General features: G+C 64.3%; 23 protein-coding genes. 15 read left to right on the forward strand and 8 right to left on the reverse strand.

From position 1 onward, the window contains the following. Positions 1 to 47: 47 nt before the first annotated feature. Genes G6N55_RS28290 through G6N55_RS28300 form a run of 3 tightly spaced genes read left to right on the forward strand, consistent with a single transcriptional unit; the run spans position 48 to position 2,977 of the window. Positions 48 to 1,160 carry an NAD-dependent epimerase/dehydratase family protein gene (locus G6N55_RS28290; RefSeq protein WP_085221569.1) on the forward strand — a complete coding sequence of 371 codons (1,113 nt, stop codon included), beginning with the start codon at positions 48 to 50 and terminating at the stop codon, positions 1,158 to 1,160. A gap of 30 nt (positions 1,161 to 1,190) precedes the next feature. Further along, a complete protein-coding gene (locus tag G6N55_RS28295; RefSeq protein ID WP_232079112.1) occupies positions 1,191 to 2,216 on the forward strand; it encodes an NAD(P)H-dependent flavin oxidoreductase in 1,026 nt (341 codons plus the stop codon). Beyond that, entirely contained in the window at positions 2,207 to 2,977 is a 771-nt protein-coding gene (locus G6N55_RS28300; protein WP_085221570.1) for an enoyl-CoA hydratase-related protein, read from the forward strand. Before G6N55_RS28295 ends, G6N55_RS28300 begins: the two co-directional genes overlap by 10 nt. A 5-nt stretch (positions 2,978 to 2,982) precedes the next feature. On the opposite strand, the gene G6N55_RS28305 is transcribed toward G6N55_RS28300, so the two are convergent. Then, complete coding sequence (locus G6N55_RS28305; protein WP_085221571.1) at positions 2,983 to 4,236, reverse strand: cytochrome P450; 1,254 nt, start codon at positions 4,234 to 4,236, stop codon at positions 2,983 to 2,985. A gap of 215 nt (positions 4,237 to 4,451) precedes the next feature. Here G6N55_RS28305 and G6N55_RS28310 point away from each other — a divergent pair, with 215 nt between their 5' ends. From G6N55_RS28310 to G6N55_RS28340, 7 genes are all read left to right on the forward strand, one after another. Beyond that, positions 4,452 to 6,008 carry an AMP-binding protein gene (locus tag G6N55_RS28310; protein ID WP_085221572.1) on the forward strand — a complete coding sequence of 519 codons (1,557 nt, stop codon included), beginning with the start codon at positions 4,452 to 4,454 and terminating at the stop codon, positions 6,006 to 6,008. A gap of 67 nt (positions 6,009 to 6,075) precedes the next feature. Continuing rightward, the gene (locus tag G6N55_RS28315; RefSeq protein ID WP_085221573.1) at positions 6,076 to 6,753 is read left to right on the forward strand and encodes a TetR/AcrR family transcriptional regulator; all 678 of its coding nucleotides are present in this window, start codon (positions 6,076 to 6,078) and stop codon (positions 6,751 to 6,753) included. 272 nt (positions 6,754 to 7,025) lie between these two features. Beyond that, positions 7,026 to 8,702, forward strand: coding sequence for a phytoene desaturase family protein (locus G6N55_RS28320; protein ID WP_085221574.1), 1,677 nt, complete (start codon positions 7,026 to 7,028; stop codon positions 8,700 to 8,702). A gap of 16 nt (positions 8,703 to 8,718) precedes the next feature. Next, entirely contained in the window at positions 8,719 to 11,481 is a 2,763-nt protein-coding gene (locus G6N55_RS28325) for a PEP/pyruvate-binding domain-containing protein (RefSeq protein WP_085221575.1), read from the forward strand. A 65-nt stretch (positions 11,482 to 11,546) separates the two neighbouring features. Then, a complete protein-coding gene (locus G6N55_RS28330; protein ID WP_264002046.1) occupies positions 11,547 to 12,260 on the forward strand; it encodes a tyrosine-protein phosphatase in 714 nt (237 codons plus the stop codon). 28 nt (positions 12,261 to 12,288) lie between these two features. Then, positions 12,289 to 12,942 carry a TetR/AcrR family transcriptional regulator gene (locus G6N55_RS28335; RefSeq protein ID WP_085221577.1) on the forward strand — a complete coding sequence of 218 codons (654 nt, stop codon included), beginning with the start codon at positions 12,289 to 12,291 and terminating at the stop codon, positions 12,940 to 12,942. Beyond that, positions 12,888 to 13,559, forward strand: a complete 672-nt coding sequence (locus tag G6N55_RS28340; RefSeq protein WP_139826776.1) for a TetR/AcrR family transcriptional regulator — start codon at positions 12,888 to 12,890, stop codon at positions 13,557 to 13,559. The genes G6N55_RS28335 and G6N55_RS28340 overlap by 55 nt, the downstream gene beginning before the upstream one ends. 22 nt (positions 13,560 to 13,581) lie before the next feature. Here G6N55_RS28340 and G6N55_RS28345 read toward each other — a convergent pair whose 3' ends face one another. Continuing rightward, positions 13,582 to 14,367: an enoyl-CoA hydratase/isomerase family protein gene (locus tag G6N55_RS28345; protein WP_085221579.1), complete on the reverse strand. Its 786-nt coding sequence runs from the start codon at positions 14,365 to 14,367 to the stop codon at positions 13,582 to 13,584. A 156-nt stretch (positions 14,368 to 14,523) separates the two neighbouring features. Between G6N55_RS28345 and G6N55_RS28350 the strand changes: the two genes are divergently transcribed. Beyond that, complete coding sequence (locus G6N55_RS28350) at positions 14,524 to 16,161, forward strand: PEP-utilizing enzyme (RefSeq protein ID WP_139826777.1); 1,638 nt, start codon at positions 14,524 to 14,526, stop codon at positions 16,159 to 16,161. Between the two features lie 32 nt (positions 16,162 to 16,193). Here G6N55_RS28350 and G6N55_RS28355 read toward each other — a convergent pair whose 3' ends face one another. Next, positions 16,194 to 16,979 (reverse strand): SDR family NAD(P)-dependent oxidoreductase, encoded by a 786-nt coding sequence (locus G6N55_RS28355; RefSeq protein WP_085221727.1) that lies wholly within the window; start codon positions 16,977 to 16,979, stop codon positions 16,194 to 16,196. A 198-nt stretch (positions 16,980 to 17,177) separates the two neighbouring features. Between G6N55_RS28355 and G6N55_RS28360 the strand changes: the two genes are divergently transcribed. From G6N55_RS28360 to G6N55_RS28370, 3 genes are read left to right on the forward strand one after another with little or no spacing between them, the layout of a single operon-like run. Beyond that, positions 17,178 to 18,308, forward strand: a complete 1,131-nt coding sequence (locus tag G6N55_RS28360) for an acyl-CoA dehydrogenase family protein (protein WP_085221581.1) — start codon at positions 17,178 to 17,180, stop codon at positions 18,306 to 18,308. Further along, a complete protein-coding gene (locus G6N55_RS28365) occupies positions 18,305 to 19,297 on the forward strand; it encodes an acyl-CoA dehydrogenase family protein (RefSeq protein WP_085221582.1) in 993 nt (330 codons plus the stop codon). Before G6N55_RS28360 ends, G6N55_RS28365 begins: the two co-directional genes overlap by 4 nt. 37 nt (positions 19,298 to 19,334) lie before the next feature. Then, the gene (locus G6N55_RS28370; protein WP_085221583.1) at positions 19,335 to 20,099 is read left to right on the forward strand and encodes a crotonase/enoyl-CoA hydratase family protein; all 765 of its coding nucleotides are present in this window, start codon (positions 19,335 to 19,337) and stop codon (positions 20,097 to 20,099) included. A gap of 16 nt (positions 20,100 to 20,115) precedes the next feature. Here the strand turns inward: G6N55_RS28370 and G6N55_RS28375 are convergent, their stop codons facing one another. The 4 genes from G6N55_RS28375 to G6N55_RS28390 all read right to left on the reverse strand — a co-directional run bounded on the left by G6N55_RS28375 (position 20,116) and on the right by G6N55_RS28390 (position 23,479). Beyond that, positions 20,116 to 20,418: a hypothetical protein gene (locus G6N55_RS28375; protein ID WP_085221584.1), complete on the reverse strand. Its 303-nt coding sequence runs from the start codon at positions 20,416 to 20,418 to the stop codon at positions 20,116 to 20,118. Between the two features lie 100 nt (positions 20,419 to 20,518). Further along, entirely contained in the window at positions 20,519 to 21,271 is a 753-nt protein-coding gene (locus G6N55_RS28380) for a hypothetical protein (protein WP_085221585.1), read from the reverse strand. Between the two features lies 1 nt (position 21,272). Beyond that, positions 21,273 to 22,391 (reverse strand): phosphotransferase family protein, encoded by a 1,119-nt coding sequence (locus tag G6N55_RS28385; protein WP_085221586.1) that lies wholly within the window; start codon positions 22,389 to 22,391, stop codon positions 21,273 to 21,275. Between the two features lie 41 nt (positions 22,392 to 22,432). Continuing rightward, positions 22,433 to 23,479 (reverse strand): DUF7064 domain-containing protein, encoded by a 1,047-nt coding sequence (locus G6N55_RS28390; RefSeq protein WP_085221587.1) that lies wholly within the window; start codon positions 23,477 to 23,479, stop codon positions 22,433 to 22,435. Positions 23,480 to 23,675: 196 nt separating this feature from the next. Between G6N55_RS28390 and G6N55_RS28395 the strand changes: the two genes are divergently transcribed. After that, complete coding sequence (locus tag G6N55_RS28395) at positions 23,676 to 24,353, forward strand: TetR/AcrR family transcriptional regulator (RefSeq protein WP_085221588.1); 678 nt, start codon at positions 23,676 to 23,678, stop codon at positions 24,351 to 24,353. Positions 24,354 to 24,404: 51 nt separating this feature from the next. Here G6N55_RS28395 and G6N55_RS28400 read toward each other — a convergent pair whose 3' ends face one another. Beyond that, the gene (locus G6N55_RS28400) at positions 24,405 to 25,028 is read right to left on the reverse strand and encodes a TetR/AcrR family transcriptional regulator (protein ID WP_085221589.1); all 624 of its coding nucleotides are present in this window, start codon (positions 25,026 to 25,028) and stop codon (positions 24,405 to 24,407) included. Between the last annotated feature and the right edge of the window lie 23 nt (positions 25,029 to 25,051).

Raw genomic sequence — 25,051 nt, forward strand, 5'->3', positions numbered from 1 at the left:
ACAAGAACCAATTACCGTTTGGTTAATCGACCGCGAGTGGTGAGGCGATGAAGACGCTTGTCATCGGTGGCAGCGGATCCACGGGTGTGCCGGTGCTGGAGGGTCTGCTGCGTCGGGGACACGACGTGACGATGCTGCATCGCGGCGTGCACGAACCCGTCGGGTTGCCCGATGTCCCGCACATCCACGCGGACCCGCACTTCCCCGAATCCCTGACCGAGGCAATCGGTGACGCGCGCTACGACCTGGTGCTGGCGATGTACGGTCGGGTCGCGACCATCGCCGAGGTGTTCGCCAGCCGGTGCGGCCACCTGATCAGCATCGGTGGCGTGCCGGCCTATCGTGGCTGCTTGCAGGCTGCGCAGGTGCACCCCTACGGCATGGTGCTCAACGCCCGCGAGGACGGGCCGCTGTCCGACAGCACTGAGCCGGTGCCGAAGTTCGCCAAGCTGATTCGAGCCGCCGAACGCGCCGTGCTCGACCGGGCCGAAGCCGGGGCGTACCGGGGCACGGTGATCCGCTACCCGGCGATCTATGGTCCCCGCAACCTGGTGCCCTGGGAGTGGTCGGTGATGCGCCGGGTGCGTGACGGCAGGCGCCGGATGATCTTGCCGGACAACGGATTATGGATCATCTCGCGGTGCGCGGGCCGCAATGCGGCCGAAGTGGTGCTCAGCGCGGTGGACCATCCCGACACGGCGAACGGGCAGGCCTACAACGCCGCCGATGACGACCAGTTCACCGTGCGGCAGTGGGCCGAGACCGTCGCCGACATAATGGGTGCCGACATCGAATTCGTCGGGGTCCCGCGCGAGATGGCGCCGTCGGCGCTCATTGAGCTGTTGCCGCCGAGTGGCGATCCGCACATTCTGCTGGACAACAACAAGGCCAAGCGGGAGCTCGGCTATACCCAGGTGGTACCCGCCCGGGTGGCCATGGTGGAGGCGGTCGAGTGGCTGAGCGCCAACCCGGTGACGCCGGCGGATTATCCGTTGTATCCGGCGCGCTTCGACTACGACGCCGAAGACCGGCTCATCGATGCCTATCTGCAGGCGGTGCAGTGGGTGCGGGACCAGGCTCCCGACGACGCGCCCGATGTGCGCCACCCGATGCCGCATCCCAAGACCGTGTCCGTCGGCCGCGACGAAGGCGGCCGGTGAAGCTATGACCAGGAGGCCGTGGTGAGCCGTATGTGGCGCCGATTCCAAGATCTCGTCGGTGTCGAGTATCCGGTGATGCAGGACGGCATGGGCCCCTCGCCCACGACGTACCTGGCGGCCGCCGTTTCGGCGGCCGGCGGGCTGGGCACGGTGAGCTGCCCGAGTATCGTCAACACCTCGGAAGAATTCCTGCGCAAGGGGTTTCGCGGTGCCATCGAGCACGTCGCCGCACACACCGATCGGCCGTTTGCGGTCAACGTGCCAGTAGGCCGCACTCCTGACGGAGAGCTGTTGCTGGTCAGCCGGACCTGTATAGACGAGGCGATATCGGCCAAGCGGGACGGCGGTCGGGTGGGCGCACAGTTGCGCGCGATCGTGACATCGGCGGGTTTCGCCGGCGAGTTCGGATCCGCCATCCGCGAATCCGGCCTGGTGCACATGGCCAAGGTGGGTTCGGTGCGACATGCGCTGAAGGCCGCCGAGTACGGCGCGAACGTCATCATCGCTTCCGGCTACGAAATGGGTGGGCATACCCACGCCAAGGGTGTGCACACAATGGTGTTGGCGCCGCAGGTGATTGGTGCCCTTGATGTCCCGGTCGTGGTCTCCGGCGGCATCTGCGACGGGCGCGGGCTGGCCGCGGTGCTGGCGATGGGCGGAGCCGCGGCGGCGATGGGGACCCGCTTCATCGCCACCCAGGAGCACCAATGGCATCAGGCCTACAAGCAGCGCATCGTCGACTCCCAAGAGTGGGACGACGTTGTCTACGGCGGCATCTACGCGCCGATCCGCGGGTTGCGCAACGACGCGATCGCCGCGCTAGACAAAGCGCGAGAGACCTTGGCGCCAGAGGCGTTTCAGGCTTGGGAAGAAGAACAGATACGGGTGGCCCAGCGCGACGGCGACGTCGAGCGCGGCCTGCTGGTTGCCGGGCAGGTATCCGCGGCGATCCACGACATTCCTACCGTCGCGGAGCTGGTCACGCGCATCGTCGCCCAAGCACGTGAGCTGCTGGCCGCCTCGGCGTCGGTGCTGAAAGAGCCGGCGTGTCCATAACCGAGACGGTTGATGCCGACGGGGTCGCCGAGCTGGTGGTGCACCACCCGCCCGCCAATGCCTACACCATCGGCGATCTGGCCCGGCTCACCGAATTACTGCGCAGCTATGAGCACCGCGAAGAGGTGCGGGTTGCCGTGTTGCGCGCCGACGGCAACGGGTTCTGCGCTGGCGGTGACCTCAAGGAGGTCCAGTCCCTGCCAGGGTTTGACGGAATCCTCGGACAGGCCAGGGGCTCACAGGATTCCAGCTTGGCCATCGCCGAGTGCCCGGTACCGGTGATCGGTTGCATCCACGGTTACTGCGTCGGGGTGGGGGTGCTGCTGGCCGGCACCTGCGACGTGCTCATAGGCTGTGCCGCAACAAAGTTCGTGCTCGCCGAGGTCGACAACGGAGCCACCACCGGTGGCGTGCAGGCGCTCGGCCTGCTCCCCGAGAAGCGGATTCGCGCCGCGATGTTCACCTGTGAACCGATCGACATCTCCGAGCTGTACGCCTACGGCAGCGTCTACCACGTGGAACCGACCGTGGCGGCCACGGTGGACAGGGCCAGGGAGATCGCCGCGACCATTGCGAAAAAGACGCCCCGGGTGGTGCGCGCGCTGAAACAGTCGCTGAACAACACCGCCGCTCGCGACCTACGCACGCTGTATCGACAGGAGCTCAGCTACACCTTCGAGCTCAACATGCTTGGCGACGCCTCGGCTGCCCGGCAGACCTTCCTGGATCGCACCCGCGCGGGCTATCTGGACGGCGCCTGATCGGCTCAGGCCGTCGTCGCCGGTTCCAGCCGCACCGGTAGCGCGGCGGCGAAACCGGTGAGCACGCGTGGACCCGGAGTGAACGTGGCGGGCATCGCAAGATAGCCGTTGACCAGAGGGATTGTCGGGTACTGACGTACCTGCTCGTGGTCGACAACGTAGTCGGGCATCCGATGAAGGACCTCGCCGAGCAGCACGGTCAGCTCCATCGGCGCCAAGAACGATCCGAGGCAGCGGTGCACGCCGAACCCGAACGACAAGTGCTTGCCGCTGTTCTCGCGGTCCAGAAGCACCTCGTCGGGGTGCACAAAGATGTCTGGATCGAGGTTGGCCCCACCGATCGCGCAGTACACGCGATCGCCCGGAATGAATCGGTGGCCTTGGATCTCAACGGGTTTGGCGACGGTGCGAGCTACCCCGGTACCCGGAGGAAAGTAGCGCAGCATCTCGTCGATGGCCGACGGAATCCGGTCCGGGTCGGCGATCAACGTCTCGCGGTCGCCGGGATGCGCGCCCAGATAGCCGAACATGTGCGCGATCAGCGCGGTCGAGGTGTCAATGCCGCCGTTGAGCAACATGAACAACAACTCGGTGACCATCTCGTCGTCGAGCGGTTCGCCATTGACCTCACCGGTCAGCAACGCGTCGACCAGATCGCCGCGTTCGCCGGCGGTCGCTCGCCGCTCGACGACGGTAGCTCGCACGTCCTCGACGAGCGCCACGAGATCGCGCGCCGAACCCTTTTCCCGGTACACGGCCTTGTGCAACGTCGTGGCGTACTGCTCCCACTTGTCCAGTGAGAGGCCAAAGTAGTCGAGGGACACCATCGCGGGCAGCGGATTCGCGATCTGATCCACGAAATCGACACTGCCGGAGTCGATGACGCGGTCGATCGTCCAGGACACGATCTCTTGCATCCTTGGCCGGTAAGCGTCGATCGCCTTGCGCGACAACAGCGGTGCCAGCAACTTGCGGTAGGCCTGGGATACCGGCGGGTCCATCTCCATCATGCCCATGCGAACGGGGTTGGTAGGCACCGTCGCACCGCCCCGCACGACGTCGTCACCGAACGACAGATCACGGCCGCTGACGAATGTCTCGGGGTCGGCCAGCACCTTTTTGATGTCGTCGTAGCGGGTCAGTACCGAGAAACCGTCGTGTCGATCGCTATGAGCCACAGGACAGCGCTGCCGCATGTCGGCATACAGGCCGCGCCAATGCTGGGCGAAGTCTTGCGAGTGATGGTCGAACTGATCCACTGGGCCTCTCCCGGGCTCTCCCGATCCGGATGGCAACGTTGGCCACGGTACCAAACGGCGTTTGGTATAGCAAGGTTGCCTGCCAGCCGTTGGCGACCTTCGCATGCCGTTCTTGTTCCGCTGTACCGATATTGCGCGGCATGTTCAACCAAACGTCATATGGTTATGATGAGCGCACCCCGCTGTGCCGCATGAAACGTTGAAGGGGATGGGCGATGGGCATCGAGCACCATGCGACCGATGTTGTGCATTATCACGCGCGTCGCCGGCCGGATCGGCCCGCGATCGAGGATGTCCGTTCCGGGGCGGTGCACACGTGGCGGGAACTCGAGGACCGGGTCGCCGGTTTGGCCGGGGCGCTCGCCGACGACCTGGGCGTCGGTCGCGGCGACCGGGTCGCGGTGCTGGCCGCCAATCACCCCTGGGTATTGATCTTGCAGTTCGCGTGCATGCGGATCGGGGCGATGTTGGTTCCGCTGAATTTTCGCCTGGCGCAGCCCGAGCTCGAATTCTGCTGCGCGGACTCCGAACCCGCCGTGCTCGTCCACGACGCGGCCTGGGCGGACACGGCCGCGCGAGTAGGCGCCGCCGCGCGGGTTCCCCGGCTGGCATCGTTCGGTGTCGAGGACGCTGGGTACGACATCGTCGCGGGCGCGGAACACTCGGCGCCCCGCCGCGCGGCGCCGGTCGTGGCGGTCACCGATCCGGTCCAGTTGATCTACACCTCGGGAACCACGGGACGCCCGAAGGCGGCGATCTGTACGCACCGGATGCTGCACTACCAGATGCTGAATTCGCTCGACCCATATGAATTGACTTCCGACAGCCGCTATCTGGCAGTCCTTCCGTTCTTCCACGCTGCGGGCCTGAACAGCATGACGAACCCCATCTTGGCCCTGGGTGGCACGGTGTCGGTGCTGCCGGCCTTCGACCCGGCCGAGGTAGTGGGCTTGCTCAGTGACGCGGCGAAGGGATTCACACACTTCTCCGGAGCGCCCGTGATGTATCAGGTCATGGCGGGGGTTCCCGGGTTCGCCGAGGCGGACTTCGGTCACATGCGACACGGTCAGGTCGGCGGCGGGTTCTTGAATTACGACGTCACCAAGGCTTTTTACGAGCGCGGTTGGCCGCTGAGTCCCGGATACGGTGCGACGGAAATGGGGCCCATCGTCAGTGTGATACGGCCTTCGGACACGCTCCGGAAATTCGGTTCGTGCGGTGATCCAGTGCAGTACACCAACATTCGCATTGTCGGGAGCGACGGCCGGGACGTCGCAGTGGGCGAGGCTGGGGAGCTGTGGGCCAACGGACCGGCAGTGACGGCGGGCTATTGGCGCCGGGACTCCGATGATGACGCGGCCTTTCACGGTGATTGGTTTCGGACAGGTGATGCGGTCAAGCGCGACGAAGATGGTTTCTTGACGATGGTCGACCGCTTCAAGGACATGTACAAGTCGGGCGGGGAAAACGTCTATCCGGCGGAGGTGGAGCGCGTGCTCCAGGAGCACGCCGACATCGCCGACGCCGCCGTTATCCCGATCGCAGACGAGCGCTGGGGTGAGGTCGGACGGGCGTTGATCGTGCTGAATCCCGGCGCTGACCTGGACCGCGACGCGTTCGCCGAGTACTGCCGCAGTCGGTTGGCGCGGTACAAGGTGCCGGCGGAGTTCGTGGCGGTGGAGCCTTTTGAGCGCAATGTGACCGGCAAGCTGCCCAAGGCCGATTTGAAGAAGCGGTACGGGTCGCCCGCGTCGAGTGTCCCGGCGCAATGAGTGTCGGCGACCCGGGCGTGCGGTGTTTGGTTAATCTGAAACCACACATTCCCGGAAGGCGAACGGCATGGTAAGGCCCAAGGTCGCGTTGATTTCGCGGCGCAAGGTTCTCGAGGCGGCGCTGACCATCATCGACGAGGACGGTCTGGCGGGCCTGAGTATCCGCCGGCTGGCCGATGTGCTCGGCGTCAACGGCGCGTCGCTCTACCATCACTTCGAGAACAAAGACGAAATTCTGGTTGGTGCAACGGAATTAGCGCTCAGCAAGGTTCGCACGCCCGAGAAGTCGGACGACAACTGGCGGCACTGGCTGTCTCAGAACGCGCGCAATCTCCGAAATGCGTTGCTCGAACACCCCGGACTGGTGCCCCTGGTCGTGTCCAAACGGTCGCTCGGGATGGGCTTTCGGATGCTGGACACATCGGCCGAGCGGTTGATGGCCGAGGGCGTGCCGAGCGCGGCGGTGATGCCCCTGCTCGACGCGCTCGAATTGTTCGCCATCGGCAGCGCCCTGCATGACACGCAAGGCTATTCGCCCGAGGATCAGCACGATATCGACTCCGAGAAGTACCCGGCGCTGGCCAAGGCGATGTCGGAGAGCGGCCTGTCCTCCGAAGAGATCTTCGATCTCGTGACGTCGAGCATCCTGGACGCCATCGACGCGGCGATAAAGGTGCGCCAAGCCAGGTGGCTGCCGGCTGCCCCGGCCGACGGCGAAACTAACGGCCGCGGAAAGCGGGCTTAGCGCCGCCGCGCGAAACCTACCCGGGACTCGACCAGCTTGGTGCGCCGGCGCCGTCGCTAGTCCGCATTTTTCATCGCTTCCGGCGATATTGGTTGATTATTAACGGTTTTCGAGTGCCACGACTCAATGCTGTTTGCGTTACCCCCTGATCCGAAGACGTCTTCGCCGACGCCGTGTGTCTGAAAAATGTGTGACTTGACCCACTGGTGTGCACTATGTATGAATAGTGTGTACATCAACGCCGGGTCGGCTCGCACAGTTCAGGAGCGGGAATGAAAAGAAGCGTTAGCGGTCACGAGCGTGCCGACGTGGTTGTAGTGGGTGCCGGCCACAATGGCCTTACGGCGGCTTGCTATCTCGCAAAGGCCGGGTATGACGTGCTGGTCGTGGAGGCTTCACCGGCGATCGGCGGTATGACCTCCACCTACGCAACAATTCCGGGCGCACCCGATCACCTGGTCAACGAGGGAGCGGTCCAGGCGTCGTTGTTCCGAGCCACCACCATCGAGGCAGACTTGGACCTTGCGCGGTACGGCTTTCGGCAAATCGTCGCCGACCCGCAACACCTGCATCTGGGACCTGACGGCGAGTCACTCGCCATCTGGCGCGATCCGGTCCGCACCGCTGACGAGCTCCGTCGATTCTCGAAAAAGGATGCTCAGGCGTGGCTGGACATGTCCGAAACACTCGACGTGATGATGGACGCGATGCTGGCGTACATGGCCTCGCATCCCACGCGTCCAAGCGTGAAGGAGATGTTGAAGGGTGCGCGAAACATGGCCCGCCACCCGAAAACCAGCATCGCGCTGAGCCGGTATTTTTCGGTATCGCATGCCCAGATCATCGACGAAGCGTTCGAAACGCCGCTCGTGCGAGGCAGTCTCGCGCAGATGCCGACCTTCGACTGGATGCGACGCGATGGAACCGCGTGGGGAATGATCTATGTAGCGCTTGTCCATCGGACGAACTCTTCGCGTTTTGTCGGTGGGACGGGTGCTCTACCAAGCGCTCTCGAAGCGTGCCTGGTCGCCCACGGGGGTCGGGTGCGGACTTCAGCGCCGGTGGAAGAGATCGTTTGCCGAAACGATCGTGTCGTCGGCGTCAAGCTTTGCAGCGGTGAACAGATCCAGGCGAATGCGGTGCTCGCTGCCTGCGACCCGAAGCAGGCGCTCGACCGCCTGTTGCCCAAAGGGACGTTGCCGGCCAAATTGGAGACTGCCGCGGCTCATATCCCGACAACCACAACCGGTGCCGGTCATATGAAGGTTAACGTGGCGCTTCGCGGTCAGCTTCAGCTATCGCGGCATACCGCTTGGCGCAGAGACGGATTGGACCTGCGCAAGCCGGTGACGTGTTGGCACACGTTCGAGGAGCATGTAGCCGGATGGGATCGGGCAGTGCGAGGCGATTGGCCTGAGCGTCAGCCATTTCTCTCGGTGATCCCAACGGCGATCGATCCCACACAAGCGCCCGCGGGCCAGGACACGCTGTGGATTTGGAGCGGCGTCGTACCCAACCAATCCCGTGAACCGTGGGAGAGCGTGCGCGACCGAGTGGGAGACGCAATTCTCGCGGACTGCGCCGATTATTACGACGGGATCGAAGAACTCATCATCGACCACACCGTGCTCACCCCGGGCGACGTCGCAACGCGATTCAACGTCAGCGACGGCAATGTGTACCACGTCGATCCGTCGTTGATGCGCTTTGGCCCGCTTCGGCCTGCACCAGGCTTGGCGGACTACGCGTCTCCAGTCCATGGGCTCTTTCTGGGAGGCGGAGGAATGCACCCGAGCGCAGGCATCTGCGGGCTCCCCGGCCAGCTCGCGGCTCGCACCATGATCGGCAAGCTGCGGAAGGATCGCCTACGCCGATTGCTGCCTGCTCGATCGGCACCGCGATCCGGGTCATCCACCGCGGTAAGCACGCCGAACGTGACCGTCGGCTAGAAAGGGAGTTTCTCGAATGTCGACCATCATCTGGTTCCACGACTCCGGCGCCACCGACAGCGAACGCGTCGGGGGTAAGGGGCTCAACTTGGCCCGACTCTCCGCAGCCGGGTTCAGGGTTCCCCCCGGGTTCACGGTGAGCACCCAGGCGTACACGTCGTTCGCGGTCAGCGTGCAGAGCGAGATCGACGAAATCCTCGACAAGATTGATTTCGCCGATCCGGAGGCCGTCGAAGCCGGGACAAGCCGTATCCGCGCACGTATCCACGCTGCCGATCTGCCTGCCGGATTGGCGTCGGAGCTGGAAAGTGCGTACGCCACGCTTGGCGCGGACACATTCGTGGCCGTGCGTTCGTCGGGAACAGCGGAGGACCTCGCGGACGCGTCGTTCGCCGGCCTGCACGACACCTATCTGAGCATCCGCGGGATAGATGAAGTGATCGCCGCGGTCAAACGCTGCTGGGCCTCAATGTGGAACGCGCGCGCGACCGCTTACCGCAACGACAAGGGCATCGCGCATTCCGAGGCGCGCATTGCGGTTGTCGTGCAGGCTATGGTCGAATCTGAGGTCGCCGGTGTGCTGTTCACCGGTAACCCGCTGACCGCCGCCACCGATGAATTCGTCATCAACGCGAGTTGGGGGCTCGGCGAAGCGGTGGTAGGCGGGCAGGTGAATCCCGATGAATTCACGGTCGATGAACGCGATTTGACGGTGATCAGCAGACAGCTGGGATCCAAGGAACGCAAGTTCGTCCGCGATCACAGCAAGCATTCCGGTGCGGTGGAAGAAACAGTCAACTTCGTCGACCGCGAACGGTTTTGCCTCGAGGACGGGCAGGTTCGCGATCTCGCGCGCCTGGGGCAGCGCGTCCTTGCCTACTACGACGGCATCCCTCAGGACATCGAATGGGCTTATGCCGCAGGGACTTTCTATCTGCTGCAGTCACGGCCGATTACCGGTGTCGACTTCTCCTGGGACGCAGACGTCGACCAGTGGCAGTGGCTGGAATTCGACCGTGAGACCACGTGGACCAGGGCCTGGGCCGATTCGAACTGGACCGGCGCCAAAACGCCGATGTTCTATTCGCTGCGGGCCTACTCGATGACCCGGGGGGAGGAGTTCACCAATCGCCGACGCGGCCTGGAGGACGCCGCCCAAAAGCCGTACCTGCGCTACTACCAAGCCGAGGTCTACTACAACTGCGACCTGGACCGCGAGGTTGTCACGGGCACCACCCCGAAAGCATTCCGGCCCCTGCTGCCGGACTTGAATTTCATCCCGCCGGCGTGGCAGCAAGACGTTCTCAACGCCGACTTCAATATCGTGCAGTGGTTGCAGTTGCAGGCGCGCATCGCATTCCTCGGCGGACAGCACGCCCCCCACAATTGTCAGGTCAAGTGCCGCGAATATATCGCCAGCAGCAGTTGGCACCCGTCGAATCTGCCTGTGCTGACCGAACTGTCGGACGAGGAGTTGAAGGGATACATTCACCGGTTCAACGAGGCCGAGGCGACGTATTGCGAGGACGTCTGGTTTCTGTTTCTGCAGCACGCCCGTGATGCGTTGTGCTTGCTGCCGATTTTGCTGCAAAAGTGGTATGCGGGTGACCCTTTGATTGCGCACGACCTGCTAGCGGGAACCACCCGGCCTTCGCGCACCCTGATCGACAATGCCGCTCTGTGGCGGTTGGCGGAACGAATCCGCACGACGCCCGTACTGCGCAACGCCTTCGACGAGCATGAAGGCCCGGCGTTCTTCGAACACCTCGCCCAACTGCCGGAGGGCAAGGAGTTCCTCGCCAGCTACTCGAAGTTCCTCGAGGACAGCGGATTCCGCGGCCACGCTGATCGGGACCTGATCTTCCCGCGACGGATAGAAGACCCGTGGATCGACTACCGCAATTTCCAGACACTTCTATCGGTCGATGACCCGGTCGATCCGGAGGTCCGCGAGGAAGCGGTGAATGCGCGACGCGAGGCAGCCATCTCGACGGTTGTCGCGGCATTGCGGGAGCAGCCATTCGGCACCCTCAAAGCCGATGCTTTCAAAGCTCTTGTCGCCTACATCCACGATTTCATCGTGTTGCGTGACGACCAGCGTTGGAGCCTCGATCGCCTCACTCTGTCGACGAAGCTGGTGCTGGGCGAGCTTGCGCGTCGGGCCCGCGAACGCGGTCTGCTGGCCGGTGAAGACGATCACTTCTTCCTCACCAAGGACGAGTTCTACGAGGTCCTCGACCAGCGCGCCAGTATGCCGTTGGTACACGCGAAGATCACTGCGCGTCGCCATAACTGGGAACGCAACGAGAATAAGGTCGCTAATTTGCCGTTGTTCATGCGTCATGGCCGAGCAGTCGATGTCGGTGTCGAGGAAGTCCTGGTCGGGGACGGCCCGCTACAGGGAATCCCGACCAGCCGCGGCACGGTGACCGGCAGGGCGCGCGTGGTGCGCACGCAGAAGGAGATCGGCATCGTCCGGTCTGGGGAGATTCTGGTCTGCAACAGCACGGATCCGGGTTGGACGCCGGTGTTCGTGGTTGTCGGTGGCGTGGTCACCGAGACCGGAGGCATGTTGTCTCACGCTTCATGCCTATCTCGGGAGTATGGGCTGCCCGCGGTGCAAATCGCCTCGGCGATGCAACGCATCCCCGATGGTGCGACCATCACCGTGCACGGCGACACCGGTCAGGTTGTCATACACGATGCCGACGTGTCTGCCGCTGCCGATTCTCGGCCACTCACCGGCGAACCGGCATTGGCGTTGGAAGGTGTCTCCTGAGCGCGGATGCACGCTACGAAGGATCGGAGATCGGGACGGCTTCCGGCCGACCGTCGTTCCAAGACATAGGCGGGCAGCGGGTTGCGACGGGAGGGCTGGTCGCGCCGGGTAGCGTCTACCGTATTGGGGGTTCGTTGGTTTCCGACGACGATCTTGATGCGTTGGACGCCTTACGGCTGCGTACGATCATCGACCTTCGTGGATCGGGCGAAGACCGCTCGGTCATGCAAGGTTTCGCGTCGCAGCGATCGATCATGTATGGGAACATCCCGATTCGCGTCGCAACAGTCGGGCAACTCGCCTCGGTGCCAAGCTCGGTCGAAGGTGCACGCGCCTTCATGGAGCGCGTGTATCGACAGTTGGTCGAGACCCACGGACCACAGTTGGCAGCAGCTATATCCGCCCTAGACTCGCCGTCTCCCATCGGCGTCGGCTGTGCTGCCGGTAAAGATCGCACGGGTGTGTTGATAGCACTGTTACATGAAACGCTTGGCGTACCAAGGGAAGTCGCTTTGGCCGAATACCTTCGGTGCGCTCCCGACCCGGCCCTCGTCGGAGACCGGTTAGTGCGGTTGATGCCGGCAGGCTATCGGGTCACTCCCGGCTTCCGTTGCATTCTCGAACCTCGCCCGGATGCCCTCCTAGCGGCCCTGACCTGGATCGACGACACCCACGATGGCGTCGAGGGCTACCTGACCACCGTCGGCGTCGCGCCGGCCACCATAAAGCGTCTGCGCCGCACCATGGTGCGGCCTCCCGATGCGCCGCAGGCGGGATAAGCCGCCGGGCGCCGATACCCTTACGTGAATGAAGGAGAACCAGCTTCGTCGGCGATGGCGTGAGCACTCAGGTGACAGCAGCCCCGAGACGGCGATCTTCGCTGCCATGGAGCGTCTGCTGATCGACCAGCCGTTGCACGAAGTGAGCGTGGAGAAGATCCTGCAGGCTTCCGGGGTTTCACGCGCGGCGTTTTACTATTACTTCTCGTCGAAGTACGACGTGGTCGCCTCCTTGGCCGAGACGGTGCTCGACGAGATCTATCACCTGCTCGACGCGTGGGCTGACAGTGGTGGTGAACCCTCGCCGGCACTGTTGCAGCGTGGCCTGCGCAGCGGTGTGGATATGTGGACCACGCACGGTCCGCTGCTGGCCGCGATGATCGAGAACATGCACGCGGCAGGCGGTCTAAAAGAGTCCTGGGTGGGCTTTCTCGACCGGTTCACCCAAACAGTCGCCGCCAAGATCGAGGCAGACCGAAGAGACGGGACGGCACCTGGCGGGCTGCCGGCGGACGCTGTCGCCGGCGCCTTAGTGTGGTCGTCCGAACGCCTGCTCTATCTGGGGTTGCGCGGACTCGATCCCGCGATTCCGACGGTCGAGGCGGCCGGAAATGCGTTGATCGTCCTGTGGACCACGGCAATATACGGCGAAGTCGACATGCAGAACTCGGGCACCTCATGACGACGAAAACGAAGAATGGCAATCCGCAAACCCGCCAGGCCATCCTCGACGCGCTCGAGCGCACGCTGGAAAACCGTCCGCTGGGCGAAATCGCCGTCACCGACATACTTGCCGAGGCCGGCCTATCGTCGCGCACCACGTTCTACCAACATTTCGGTGGCCGCGACGAAGCATTCGTCGCGCTCGTTGGTCGTGCGCTCAACGAAATCGGCAACGAGGTCACGGCCGTCATCCACGATGCCAGCGTGCGCCGAACGCCGTTGCTGCGCAAAGCCGTCGATCGCTGGATGGTCCGCGGCGGTCGTCACTGGCACCTTGCCCGCAATATGCTGCTTGAATGGCCACGGATACCTGAATTCAGAGAGATCTTCGTGGCTTTCATGACCGGACTCTCTGAGCAACTCGCTGCCGCGATCGACGAGGATCGTCGGGCTGGACTGGTCGTGACCGCCGCACCGAGCAGCACGGCCGCGTCGATGGCGCTCTGGTCGGCCGAGCGCGCGATGCATGCGACGATGGTTGGTGCCTATGGCTTTGCGAGTTCCGCGGCCACCGCCGATGCGCTGGTGGCGCAACACCTGGCGTTGGTCTATGGCGTCAACCCGACCGCGAAATAGACACGGACAATGGGGTTTTCGCCTAACGGCCGCGGAAAGCGGGCTTAGCGCCCGGCCCATGGGCGAGCAGCGTTTCGACGCCAATCGCCGCATCTTCGCTGCTGAGCACCGGTCCGGCCAGGTCGGGCGTTGCGGCGTCGGCCGCCGCGACGCCGCGATCGCGGGCCAGCTTGATGATCTGCTTGGCGATTCCGGTGGCCATGGTCGGTCCCGCCGCGAGTTCGGCAGCGAATTCGCGGGCCCGGGCGAGCAATTCGGGTCCCGGCAGCACCTTGTCGACAACCCCCCAGTCATGCAGCACAGACGAGTCGTACGTGCGGCCGGTGATGACCATTTCGGTCGCGTGCGCCACCCCGGCGCGGGCCACCAGGCGCTGAGTGCCCCCGGCGGCGGGCGTGATGCCCACCCGGGCCTCGACAAGCCCCATGCTCGCCTCCGTGGCTGCCCAGATGAAGTCGCACGCCAACGTCAGTTCGAGGCCGATGGTGAGGTTCAATCCGTGGACGACGGCGACGGTGGGCAGCGGCAGCTGCTCGATCCGCTGAATCAGGCCGAGCAGGCGGCGACTGAACTCCGTGCCGGCCGCCGCATCCATCGTGGTGAATTGCTGCGCCTGCACCCCGGCGCAGAAAACCGTGCCTTCGGCCCGCAGGATCAGCGCACGCACGCCGTTGGGAAGTTCGTCCAGGACGGCGTCGTACGCGTCGGCGACGTCGGGGGTGAACAGGTTGAGTGCTGGCGCCGCCCATACGATCTCGGCCACGTCGCCGTCGCGGTCTAGCCGAAGATCGCCGTGCCGGATGGTCATGTGCGGAGCGTACTGACGTCGGACGCAGTTAATCAAGCACTGTTTGTATAACCGGACCGAGTAGCCATCGAACGCCATGTACAGTCATTCGGACACTGTGTTCGACCGGGGGGTGAAGACGGAAGCGGGTAGCAGGTGGCCGTAACCAACAGTCCGGTGAACAGCCGATCCGGCGCGCAGACCGCGTGGTCGAGAGTCAACTTCTCCGAGGCGATCCAGGGTGTACAGACCCCGCTGAGTTGGACCTTCTGGCAGCTTGCGATGGAGACTGCGGTGCGCCGCGGGTTCGGGGCGCTGGGCGTGCTCACTCGCGCGGAAGTTCCGCCTCCAGTCAGCCCGGACGATCGCATCAGCGCGGCGTTCTATGGACTTCCGGCGGGCAACCTCAACACGTTTCACCGCATCGGCCAGCGGATGCCCGGTACCGATGGCGACACCGTTGTCCAACAAATGTTCGGTGAACCCCGCGGCAGCGTCGGTGCGAGGCACTCCGTGGTTGCGCGTGTACGCGCCACGCTGCGGTATCCGGCGATCCTGGCGGGCACGGTCTCCAGTGCTTACCTGCATCGCAAACGAATCCGCCCCGCCCGCGAGAATATTCGGGTCTGGTGGCGGCGTCGCACCGTCGATGCTCCACCCGCCGACATCGCCGGTGCCCAGCGGCTGCTACAGGAGGCGGCCGAGAAATTCGTCGAGATCGGCACCATGCACACCACCCTGTCACTGGTGGGGCAGGCGCTCGGCGAGCAGGTGGAGTTGCTCGCGTTGGCCGCATTCGGTACTCGCGAACGAGCGGCCGAACTGATGACGGGCTACGGCCGCGTCGATGAAACGGAGGTCATCGCCGACCTGTGGTGCTTGGCCAACGGTGCGCTACCAATGACGGAATTTGTTGCGCGGCACGGCTATCACGGACCGAGTGAAGGAAATCTGCCCAGTCGGGTCTGGCGTGAAGACCAGACACCGGTGTGGTTGCTGGCCAACCGCTACCGCTGCCGTGATGCGGTGCACCCCGACGAGGTATGGCAGCGCCAGCGCCAGATTCGGCTCATCGCGGAGCGCGACGTCTTGGCAAAACTCAACGTCATCAATAAGATTCGCGCTCGGTTGGTGCTAGCGCTGGCGGCCGAATACATTCCGATCCGCGAAGTCGGCAAGGCCGGCTTTCTGCACTGCGTTGACGCGGCCCGGTGCGCGGCCCGCGTCATCGGGGACACCTTGGCCACCACCGGCCAACTGGCGGATCCCGAAGATGTGTTCTTTTTGACCTACGACGAACTGGTCGGCGACGCCCCGGCCCGCCCGGCGGGAGAGTTGCGCGCACTGGTGCTGGCCCGAAAGACCGACCACGAGTACTTTCGGCGCCTCGATGTGCCGGACCACTGGGTCGGCAATCCGGTGCCGACCCAGACATCGACGCCCGTCGAGGAGGATCGACGCGCGGTGGCCGAACTCACCGGCATCGGCGTCTGCGGTGGCGAGGTGACCGGCACCGCGCGGGTGATCTTTGATCCCGACCACGCCGACCTCGAAGACGGTGACATTCTGGTGTGTCCAACTACCGATCCCAGCTGGACGCCGTTGTTCATGCTGGCCGAGGCGTTGGTGATCGATACCGGTGGAGTGATGAGCCACGGTGCGATCGTCGCCCGCGAGCTCGGCGTCACCTGTGTGATCAACTCCAAACACGGCACCCGCGATATTCCGGACGGTGCGCAGATCACCGTGGACGGCACCTCGGGTCGTGTCGTCATCCACGAGCCACTGGGGGCCTCGGAGCTCAACAGCGGTTGACGCCGCGCAATTCGCCGGTGCGCGAACGGGTCTCAACGAGGGAATTGCCCGTCGTCCACCTTGACGATGGTCCCGGTGACGAACTCCGAGGCCGGCGCGGCCAGGTAAAGCAGCGTGCTGTCGAGCTGGGCTGGATCCCCGATGCGCTTGCGCGGCAGGTCGTCGGTGAAATCGCCGACGCGTGCGATCCGCCCTTCCATCATCTCGGTCATGAACGCGCCGGGAGCGATCGCGTTGACATTGATTCCGTAGCGGACCCACTCGACCGCGAGCGCCTCGGTCATCCGGTTGATGGCGGCCTTGGTTACCGAATACAGCGCGGCGCCGTCGCCCTGGTAGTGATATGCGCCCATCGACGAAAGATTGATGATCCGCCCCGGTAGCTTTTCGGCCATCAGGCGCCGAGCCACCTCGCAGGTAAGTACGAATGGCCCGCGCAGGTTGGTGTCGATCACCGCATCGATCAACTCCAGCGACATCCGATGTGCCCGTTGGGCATCCGGGATCGCTGCATTGTTGACCAGCGTCGTGATGGTCCCGAATTCCTGCTCGGCACGATCCAACGCGTCGCTCAATACAGCGGGCCGCGACACATCCATCGCCACCGCCGCACAACGATGTCCGCGCTCGCTGATCGCCGTGGCGACCTGCTGGAGGAGTTCGAGGCGGCGGCCGGCCACCACCACGGCCGCACCGGCGCCGGCGAGCACCGCGGCGAAGCGGCGTCCGAGTCCGGCGCCGGCGCCCGTCACCAACGCCACCTGGCCGTTGAGGTCGACCGAGTCGTGCGGAAGCGGAAACCTGTTGGGCGGGTTCATGATGGGCACCATCGCTATTTCTCTTGTCATGCTCCGGGATCGAGCGGGCCGAACCTAAGCCACCAGCCTAGTGGCTTTAGGTTACCGCTCTGGTTTCGGCCCGCGGGGACTGATTTGAGACACTGAAACTCAAAATGCTATGGTGGCGTCCGTGCGCCACTCGGAGACGGGCCCGCGGGCATGACGGACACTGCCTCTATGACGGAACATGACCTGCGAGCCGACGACGACGCGACGCAGCGGCTCGCCGCGCTGCGTCAACAGGTGCGTGAGCTGACCGCTTCGTGGCTGGCTGAGGGCCGTTACACGCCGCGCAGCGATTGTTGGCTGCGCTCCTTCGATCTCGAGTTCAGTCGCGCACTCGCCGCGCGTGGGCTCATCGGCATCACCTGGCCGGTGGAATTCGGAGGGGGCGGACTCGACGCTCGCTCACGCCTTGTGGTTACCGAGGAGCTGCTCCGTGCCGGAGCGCCCGTCGCGGCCCACTGGATCGCCGATCGTCAGATTGGTCCGGCCATCCTGCGCCACGGCACCCCTGAGCTGCAGAAGGAACTGCTGCCGGGCATCATCCGTGCCGACTACATCTTCTGCTTGGGCATGAGTGAGCCGGAGGCCGGCTCGGATCTGGCCGCCGTGCGCACGACCGCGAAGAAGGTCGACGGCGGCTGGGCGGTCACCGGTCGCAAGATATGGACCAGCGTCGCGCATCGCGCGACGCACGCCTACCTGTTGGCTCGCACGGATTCAAGCGGCAAAAAGCACGAAGGCCTGTCGGAGTTCGTCGTGGACATGTCCACTCCCGGGATCGAGGTTTCGCCGATCGTCGACATGTCGGGGGAGCACCATTTCAACGAGGTCACCTTTACCGACGTCTTCGTTCCTCACGACCGACTGCTCGGGACCGAGGGAAACGGCTGGCGTCAGGTGATCGAGCAACTGTCGTTCGAACGCGGCGGTCCTGAGCGGGTGTTGAGCACGTATCCGCTGCTGGCCGAAACACTCGACCACCTGCGCCGTACGTCTGATGACCGCCACGATGTGGAACTCGGCGCGCTGATCGCCCGTCTGGCCACGCTGCGGCGGCAATGCTGGGAGATCGCCAACGCCATGGATGCCGGGCGCGCGCCTGTCGTGGAGGCGGCGAGTTTGAAGTATCTCGGCACGGAGTTCGAGAACGACGTCATCGAATTCGCCCGACGAGTGGGGTTGCCGACCTCACGCACCGATCCATTGGCGGAAGCGCTTTTGGCCTCACCCGGGTTCACGCTGCGCGGCGGCGCCTCCGATGTGCTGCTTTCGATCGTGACGAAAAGCGAGACCAGGCCATGAGTGAATTTGCCCGCGAATTGACCGACCTCATCGCCAACGTCGCAGCGGACGCCGACGATCCGGGTTCAGTGTGGGGCCAGGTCTGCGAACTGGGGCTCGCCGGTATTGGAATGCCCGAGGACAAGGGCGGTTCGGGCGGGAGCCTGGCCGACCTGGTGGTCGTCGTTCGTGAGTTGGCACGTGCCGGACTGAACACTCCGATCGTCGAGGCGTCGACGACCTCGTACGCCGTTGACTCCGTAACCGGTGGAGAAGGTTACGACACCATCGTCGTCGTTCCCGAGCTGGATGTCTCGTCAAAAGCCGTCACCGCCAACTTCACTCAGGTGCCGTTCGCCGATCGAGCTGCCGGGCTGGTGATCGTGACGACATCATCGGTCGTGACCGTCCCGCTGGCGGGGGAGTCGGTCGCCGTGGAGCCCAGCCGCGACATCGCCGACCTGCCCGGCGCACGGGTAAATCTTGCCGGCGCCTCCGCCGCGCATATATCGGGCGGACCTGGTGTCGCGCAGGTCATCGACCGACTGGCCCTGGCCCGGTCGGCCGCATTGCTCGGCACCGCTTGGGGGGCTTACGAACTCACCCGTAAGTACGTGACCGAGCGTGAGCAGTTCGGGGCGCCGCTGGTGAAGATACCCGCCGTGTCGACCGCGTTGGCGCAGATGGCGGTGCGTACCAGGTTCGCCCAGTCGGCGCTCGACCGGGCAACGGCGGCATGCGCGGATGCTGGCACGCCCGAGCCGCACCGGTTCGGCGCGGTGTCGGCGGCTCGCATCACCGCGGCGACCGCGGCGACCCTGGTGGCACGGACCTCGCACCAACTGCACGGGGCGGTGGGCATCACCGCCGAGTACGACTTGCATCGCTACACCAGCAAGTTGTGGGCACTGCGGGACGCCGATCAGTCGGAATTCGCCTACAGCCGCCAACTCGGGGCGCGGGTGCGCGACGAAGGCGAAATTGAGCTTTGGGAAAGCATCTCGGCTTGACAAGCCGCGGCGCCGGCGAAACTTCAGGAGGCAAGCAATGACAGACACCGTCCTGGTCGATACGGCCGATCGCGTCATGGTGATCACGATCAACCGTCCGCAAGCCAAGAATGCGATCGACAGCTCGGTCGCCACCGGTATCGCCGCGGCGATCGACGACTTGGAATCCCGCGACGATCTTACGGCGGCAATCCTGACGGGTGCCGATGGAACATTCTGCGCCGGAATGGATCTCAAGGCATTCCTGAGAGGCGAATCGCCATCGATCCCGGGACGCGGTTTTGCCGGGCTCACCGAAAGTCCCCCGACGAAGCCGTTGATCGCGGCGGTGGAGGGCTGGGCGCTGGCGGGCGGCTGTGAACTGGCCCTGAGCGCCGACATCGTGGTGGCCAGCACGGCCGCCAAATTCGGTTTGCCCGAAGTCAAGCGAGGACTGGTCGCCGCTGCCGGCGGGCTGCTGCGGCTTCCGAAGGCATTGCCCTACTCCCTGGCGATGTTGACCGCGTTGACGGGCGAACCGATCACTGCCCAAGACGCCGAGCGCCACGGGCTCGTCGCCGTGCTCACCGAGCCGGGCCAAGCGCTCGCGACGGCGCGTGAAGTCGCGACCAAGATCGCCGCGAATGGGCCACTGGCAGTCAAGGCGACGAAGAAGATCCTTGCGCATCAAAGCAACTGGACTGATCTCTCCGCGTTCGAGTGGCAGCTTGCAATCACTTCAGAGGTGCGGAAATCGGCCGATGCCAAGGAAGGTGCGCTGGCCTTCGCGGAGAAGCGCGCACCACAGTGGCAGGGCAAGTAACTTTGGGCCGAGCGTCCTAACCGCCGCTTTGGCTGACACCGGGTTGGCCACCGGGCCCACCATGCCTGGTGTCAGCGGGCCCACCTTGCCTGGTGTCAGATTGTGTGAAGGCGCTTTGCCCGTCGGTGGGTCCGTTGGGATCTTGGGTCAGATCAATGTCGTGGTCAAGGTCGGGCATCATTGGGACCATCCGACAGATCGGATTGAACATCGAGTGACACGGGTCGTAGCCAGGATCGGCGCCCGCGGGAACCGCGAAATTGAGACCGGCCACCACGGTGCCAAGCAGCACGATCGCGGTCTTCCGCAAGGTGGGCATGAAGCCTCCCTCCCCGTCGTCTCAGTGGCAGGCTGACCTTCTCTATGAGATCGGGCCAGTATATTGAGACGTCAAATCTCACACAACCCCGCTGGGTGAGCTACCTGGGCGTCGTTTCGCGAGTCAGCGACTCGTGGCGCTGGGCCTCATCGGCAGCCTGAGTTTCGCGGGCCTCGGAGTTGATGGCCTTGATGAGGAATGTCGTGTTGACGATGAACAGGGCAGTGAAAACCGTCGCCGGCATCCAGAAAACGAACAGTCCGTTCCAGGCGAATGGGCCGGACTTGAAGAACGGCAGCACGGTCGCGGGAGTGAACATCAGCTCGACCCAGATGTTGAAATACGCGAGCCACCGCGGGAACAACGGCTGCGGCCTCTGATCGGACAAGATCGCGAAGGCGAAGGAGAAGTACTGGGGCATGAACGGCGTCCAGGGCATCACCAGCATGATCCAGCTCATGTCATTGAGCATCAGGGTCGCGTCGGGTGAGCGATCGGGACGAAACGCGGTGATCGCGAACATCAGTGCCGGCACCAAAAATGTCACTCCGGCGAATGCGCCGGCGGCCAGCGACGCGTTGACCACCGTGGGATGTACCCCCGGTATCCGCCGCATCTGTCCGGCGATCACCGCGGTAAACCACACATAGAACATCGAGCTGAGGAAGATCAGCCCCGCGCCTAACCTGATGCCGCTGGTGTGAGCCTGATAGTGCGCCGCGATTTGCGCCGCGGACATTCCCGGGGATAGCGGCGGCAGAAAGCCGGCGGCGACGAAACCGCCAAAGAACAGCAGTACACAAATGATGCCACTGAACGCACAGAATTTCTGAAAAGCCGCCTGAGCGTTCACTTTATTGGCCTCGGTTGCCGATGAAGCTGGTCGTGTCCCCGGTAGGGGCCGGCAGGTCAAGGAGCTTCGCAACAAGCTGGCTAGCCGGATTACTTTGCGACATAGGGGATTCCGGCGGCAGCAGTCCGGCGCCGATCATCATGTGCGCGGCGCGGACCATCAGAATGGAAAGTCGGGTGCCGGCCAGCACCTCGTAGTAGTCGAGGTCGCGCAGTGTGTGACCCGTCGTCTGCTCGTAGTAGGCGATCGTCTCGTCGCGGTCGGGAATGCCTGCCGGCAGCTCGAGGCCGACGCCCTCGGTGTGGTGGCGCATCAAGAACAGCCACCAGCCGAGGTCTTGCTCGCGGCTGGCCAGCGTCACCATTTCCCAGTCGAGCACGCCCGCGGCGGCGAGTTCGGCGGAGAAGATGATGTTGCCCACCCGGGCATCGCCCCAGTTGAGCACCTTGGGTTCGTCATGCTCGGGACGGTGCTCGTCCAACCAGCGCAGCGCCGCGTCCAGCGTCGGGTTCGGCTCGCCCTCGGCGGCCCAATCGAAGGTGCGTCGCCAATGGGCGAGGCCCGCGTCGAGACCGCTTTGGTTTTCCGGTGTATCAAGGAAATCCAATCCGAGCGCTCGCCAGTCCACGTGGTGAATCTGTGCCAGCACGTCGAGGCTGTTGTGCCACATCCGCTGTCGCTGATCCGGTGTCAGGTCGAGCACCCATCCGGCCGCGGTGAACGGCGGGTCGTCGGCGGGGATGCGGCCGTCGATCCGCTGCATGACCAAGAAGGGCGACCCGAAGACGGCGGGGTCCTCTTCGTAGAAGTAGACCTGGGGCACCGGTACCGGCGTGTGGTCGGCAAGCGCTTTGATGACGGTCGCTTCCTTGCTCAAGTCGTAGTCGGGAAACACGCCGGGGCCGTCGGGCTGTACGCGCGCGACCATGCCCCGCGTCTGCTCACCCTCGGCGTCGCGCCAGTTCGCCGTGAAAAGAACCGTCTCATTGGACAACCCCCCTGCGCCGGGTACCTGGACATCGGTCACGGTGATGTCCTGTGCATCGGGATGTTTCGATGCCAGCCAATCGGCGAGCCGCTTGGCGGCCAACTCGGTGTCGATAATGTTCTTCAGGGCCATTGCTTGCTCCTCTTTGAGTCAAATGCCTGCGGGACAACGCGTCATGGATGAACGGTGGCCAGCGCTCGGCGCTTCATCTTCCGCTGGTATTCGTCGAACCAAATCTCTTGATACGTCGAGTGAGTGGTGCGGCCTTGTTCGTCGGTCCAGCGGTACACGCTGTCGTGGAACGAGGTGTTGGGCCAGGCCGGCAGCGGCGCGCACGCGATTGCCTCACCCTCGAACCGGTACAGCTCTCCGGTTTCGTCCTCGGCGGCGATCTCCTGGCGCATGGGGAGGTGAATGCGTGGGTGATACTCGAAGACGTTGCGGCGCACCCACTTAATCGATCGGGTTTCCTCGCCGCGCTGAATCCAGGCGTAGTGATGCGATGGACGATCCCCGACGTCATAGAGGCCGGCCCAGGCGGGGTCCGTATCCAGCGGTTCGAAACTGATTTGGTTGAAGATGAGATCGGGGCCGAAGTACATCGGCGACCAGCCGACGGGCGGAACCGGCACCGCGCCACGGCGTTCCACCCGGATCTGGCGCCAGGAGCGGTCGCGCGGGGCGTAACAGTCGACGGGATAGGTCGTGCCGTCCAGCACCAATTCACCGGTCATGTGCATGAATTGCTCGGTGCCGCCGGGCTCGCGTGCCACGTCGTGATGGTCTTCCTCGCCCGGCATCACATGTCCTCGGGCCAGTAGCGGGGTTACGGCTTCGGCGACGACGTCGACGGAGGTGGCACCGTCACCGCTGCGGTAGGTGATCCGCGCGGTCCGGCCCGGCTCCAGGAAGTCGATGGTCAGGCCGTTGTCGGTGGTGATCGTGTTGCCCTCGATCCGCGGCCACGGCATCGTGACCTCGTAATCGAGGAATGCCATGTCGGTGTGTTCGACATTGTCGGTGCCCTGGAAGATGCAGACGCCACCCTGCGACAGCGGGAACGCCGGCTGGTAACGAATGTAAAGGAAGGCGCCGATCGCCGCTTCGGGAATGCTGAAGCCGAAGTAGTGGGTATGGATCAGATGCGGATCCCAGTGCTCGCCGGCCGCCGGCAGCGGCAGCAGCAGGTCGGTGTCACCGGAATGTGTGCCAAGCGCCATGCCTGTTTCGCTCCTATGCCTTGACGGATTGCGGAATTGTCGGCTCCGCGGGCGATCCCGAGATTGCTTTGGGCTTGTGCCACAACGCCTCCGACTGCGGGTGTGTCGGCTCGCCGCGACCGCGCATCGTCACATCGCCGCTCCGTCAGCTGTGAGCCAGTTCACCCCCGTGGGTCTAAGCTAACAAACAATGAATATGATTTCAAGGGTGAAACTTAATTCATTCGGTAATAATCCGGGTGTGAAGTCCGAGACCGAGGCCAAGGCGACGACGCGCGTCGAACGCCAGCGGCTGCGCACCCGCCGCCTGCTGCTGGACGCCGGCCGGACGCTGATCGCCGCCAAAGGGGTTGCGAGCCTGCGCATCCAGGACATCACCGAAGAGGCGGATGTTGCGCTGGGCTCCTTCTACAACTACTTCCAGTCCAAGGAGGAGCTCCTCGAGGCGGTGATCACCGAGAGTTTGTCCGACTTGACGTCGGCGATCATCACCGATGTCGAGGACGACACCGACCCGGCCGAGGTCGTGGCACGGGCCAATCTTCGCGTCATTCGGCTCGCCTACGACGAGCCCGACTTCGCCCGGTTGATCGTCAACATCGGGCACTCCGAGGAACTGTTCGGCGACGCCGTCCACAACCCCGCGCGCATCGCGGTCGAGCGCGGAATCGAAAGCGGCCGTTTCGTCGTCGCCGACATCGAGGTCTTGCTCACCGCGGTGATCGGCGGCGCCTTCGCCCTCATTCGGGAAATACTCAACGGTCGTCATGGCGCGAGCGCCCACCAGGCCTTTGCCCGTCATGTGTTGGGATCACTTGGGTTGTCACCAACAGAGGCCGAAGCGATCGTCACCGCGGCGGCCGACCGGGAGTAGCTACGCGCCGCGGCCCCTGAATTGGTGGACATCGCTTCTACTTTTAGCGGCTCAAGCTTGGCCACGGGCGGATCCGTAGATCAGCCGCCAGCCGGCCTCTGAGATCGACCGAGCGAACTTTTTGTCGGCCGAAGCGGGGGCGGTGGCTATGTGCTGTGCGGTGAGCCGTTCGAACCCGTAGACGATGAACTTCGCGATCGTCTGCGCATCGAGGTCAGCGGCCACCGAGCCATCGCGCTGCCCGTTGCTGATCCTCGTCTGCATCACGGTGACGACGGCTTGCATCCGATCGTCCCAGATTGCTGCTAGTTCGGGTTGGTATGCTGCGGCTTCAAAATAAGCCCGCAACAGCGGCGCGTGCTCGCGCCAGACCCGCACGGTGTTCCAATGCGCGGCGGCCATGGATTCCAGTCCGCCCGTACCGGCGGCCCAGGCGCACGCCGTGTCGAACAGGTCGGCCGTCGCGTCGGCAACGACCCTGCGCAACAGATCGGTCTTGTCGGCAAAGTTCTTGTAAAACGCCGACCGTGCGACACCGGCTTCCTCGCAGATCCGCTGGATCCCCAAGCTGGTGACGCTCTCCCCGGCCGAGAGGCAGCGCACGGTTGCGTCGATGACGTCACGGGTAACACCGTTGCGGCGAGTCCGGCCACTGGAAACCTTGCGCGTTGACACCCGGGAATTTTAACGTGCCCCTC

It is taken from the genome of Mycobacterium florentinum (assembly GCF_010730355.1).
Lineage (GTDB): Bacteria > Actinomycetota > Actinomycetes > Mycobacteriales > Mycobacteriaceae > Mycobacterium > Mycobacterium florentinum.

Coding starts and splice junctions, on each gene's coding strand:
- G6N55_RS28290 (WP_085221569.1), top strand. CDS start 48: ATGAAGACGCTTGTCATCGGTGGCAGCGGATCCACGGGTGTGCCGGTG.
- G6N55_RS28295 (WP_232079112.1), top strand. CDS start 1,191: ATGTGGCGCCGATTCCAAGATCTCGTCGGTGTCGAGTATCCGGTGATG.
- G6N55_RS28310 (WP_085221572.1), top strand. CDS start 4,452: ATGGGCATCGAGCACCATGCGACCGATGTTGTGCATTATCACGCGCGT.
- G6N55_RS28315 (WP_085221573.1), top strand. CDS start 6,076: ATGGTAAGGCCCAAGGTCGCGTTGATTTCGCGGCGCAAGGTTCTCGAG.
- G6N55_RS28320 (WP_085221574.1), top strand. CDS start 7,026: ATGAAAAGAAGCGTTAGCGGTCACGAGCGTGCCGACGTGGTTGTAGTG.
- G6N55_RS28325 (WP_085221575.1), top strand. CDS start 8,719: ATGTCGACCATCATCTGGTTCCACGACTCCGGCGCCACCGACAGCGAA.
- G6N55_RS28335 (WP_085221577.1), top strand. CDS start 12,289: ATGAAGGAGAACCAGCTTCGTCGGCGATGGCGTGAGCACTCAGGTGAC.
- G6N55_RS28345 (WP_085221579.1), bottom strand. CDS start 14,367: ATGACCATCCGGCACGGCGATCTTCGGCTAGACCGCGACGGCGACGTG.
- G6N55_RS28355 (WP_085221727.1), bottom strand. CDS start 16,979: ATGAACCCGCCCAACAGGTTTCCGCTTCCGCACGACTCGGTCGACCTC.
- G6N55_RS28360 (WP_085221581.1), top strand. CDS start 17,178: ATGACGGAACATGACCTGCGAGCCGACGACGACGCGACGCAGCGGCTC.
- G6N55_RS28365 (WP_085221582.1), top strand. CDS start 18,305: ATGAGTGAATTTGCCCGCGAATTGACCGACCTCATCGCCAACGTCGCA.
- G6N55_RS28370 (WP_085221583.1), top strand. CDS start 19,335: ATGACAGACACCGTCCTGGTCGATACGGCCGATCGCGTCATGGTGATC.
- G6N55_RS28375 (WP_085221584.1), bottom strand. CDS start 20,418: ATGCCCACCTTGCGGAAGACCGCGATCGTGCTGCTTGGCACCGTGGTG.
- G6N55_RS28385 (WP_085221586.1), bottom strand. CDS start 22,391: ATGGCCCTGAAGAACATTATCGACACCGAGTTGGCCGCCAAGCGGCTC.
- G6N55_RS28390 (WP_085221587.1), bottom strand. CDS start 23,479: ATGGCGCTTGGCACACATTCCGGTGACACCGACCTGCTGCTGCCGCTG.
- G6N55_RS28395 (WP_085221588.1), top strand. CDS start 23,676: ATGATTTCAAGGGTGAAACTTAATTCATTCGGTAATAATCCGGGTGTG.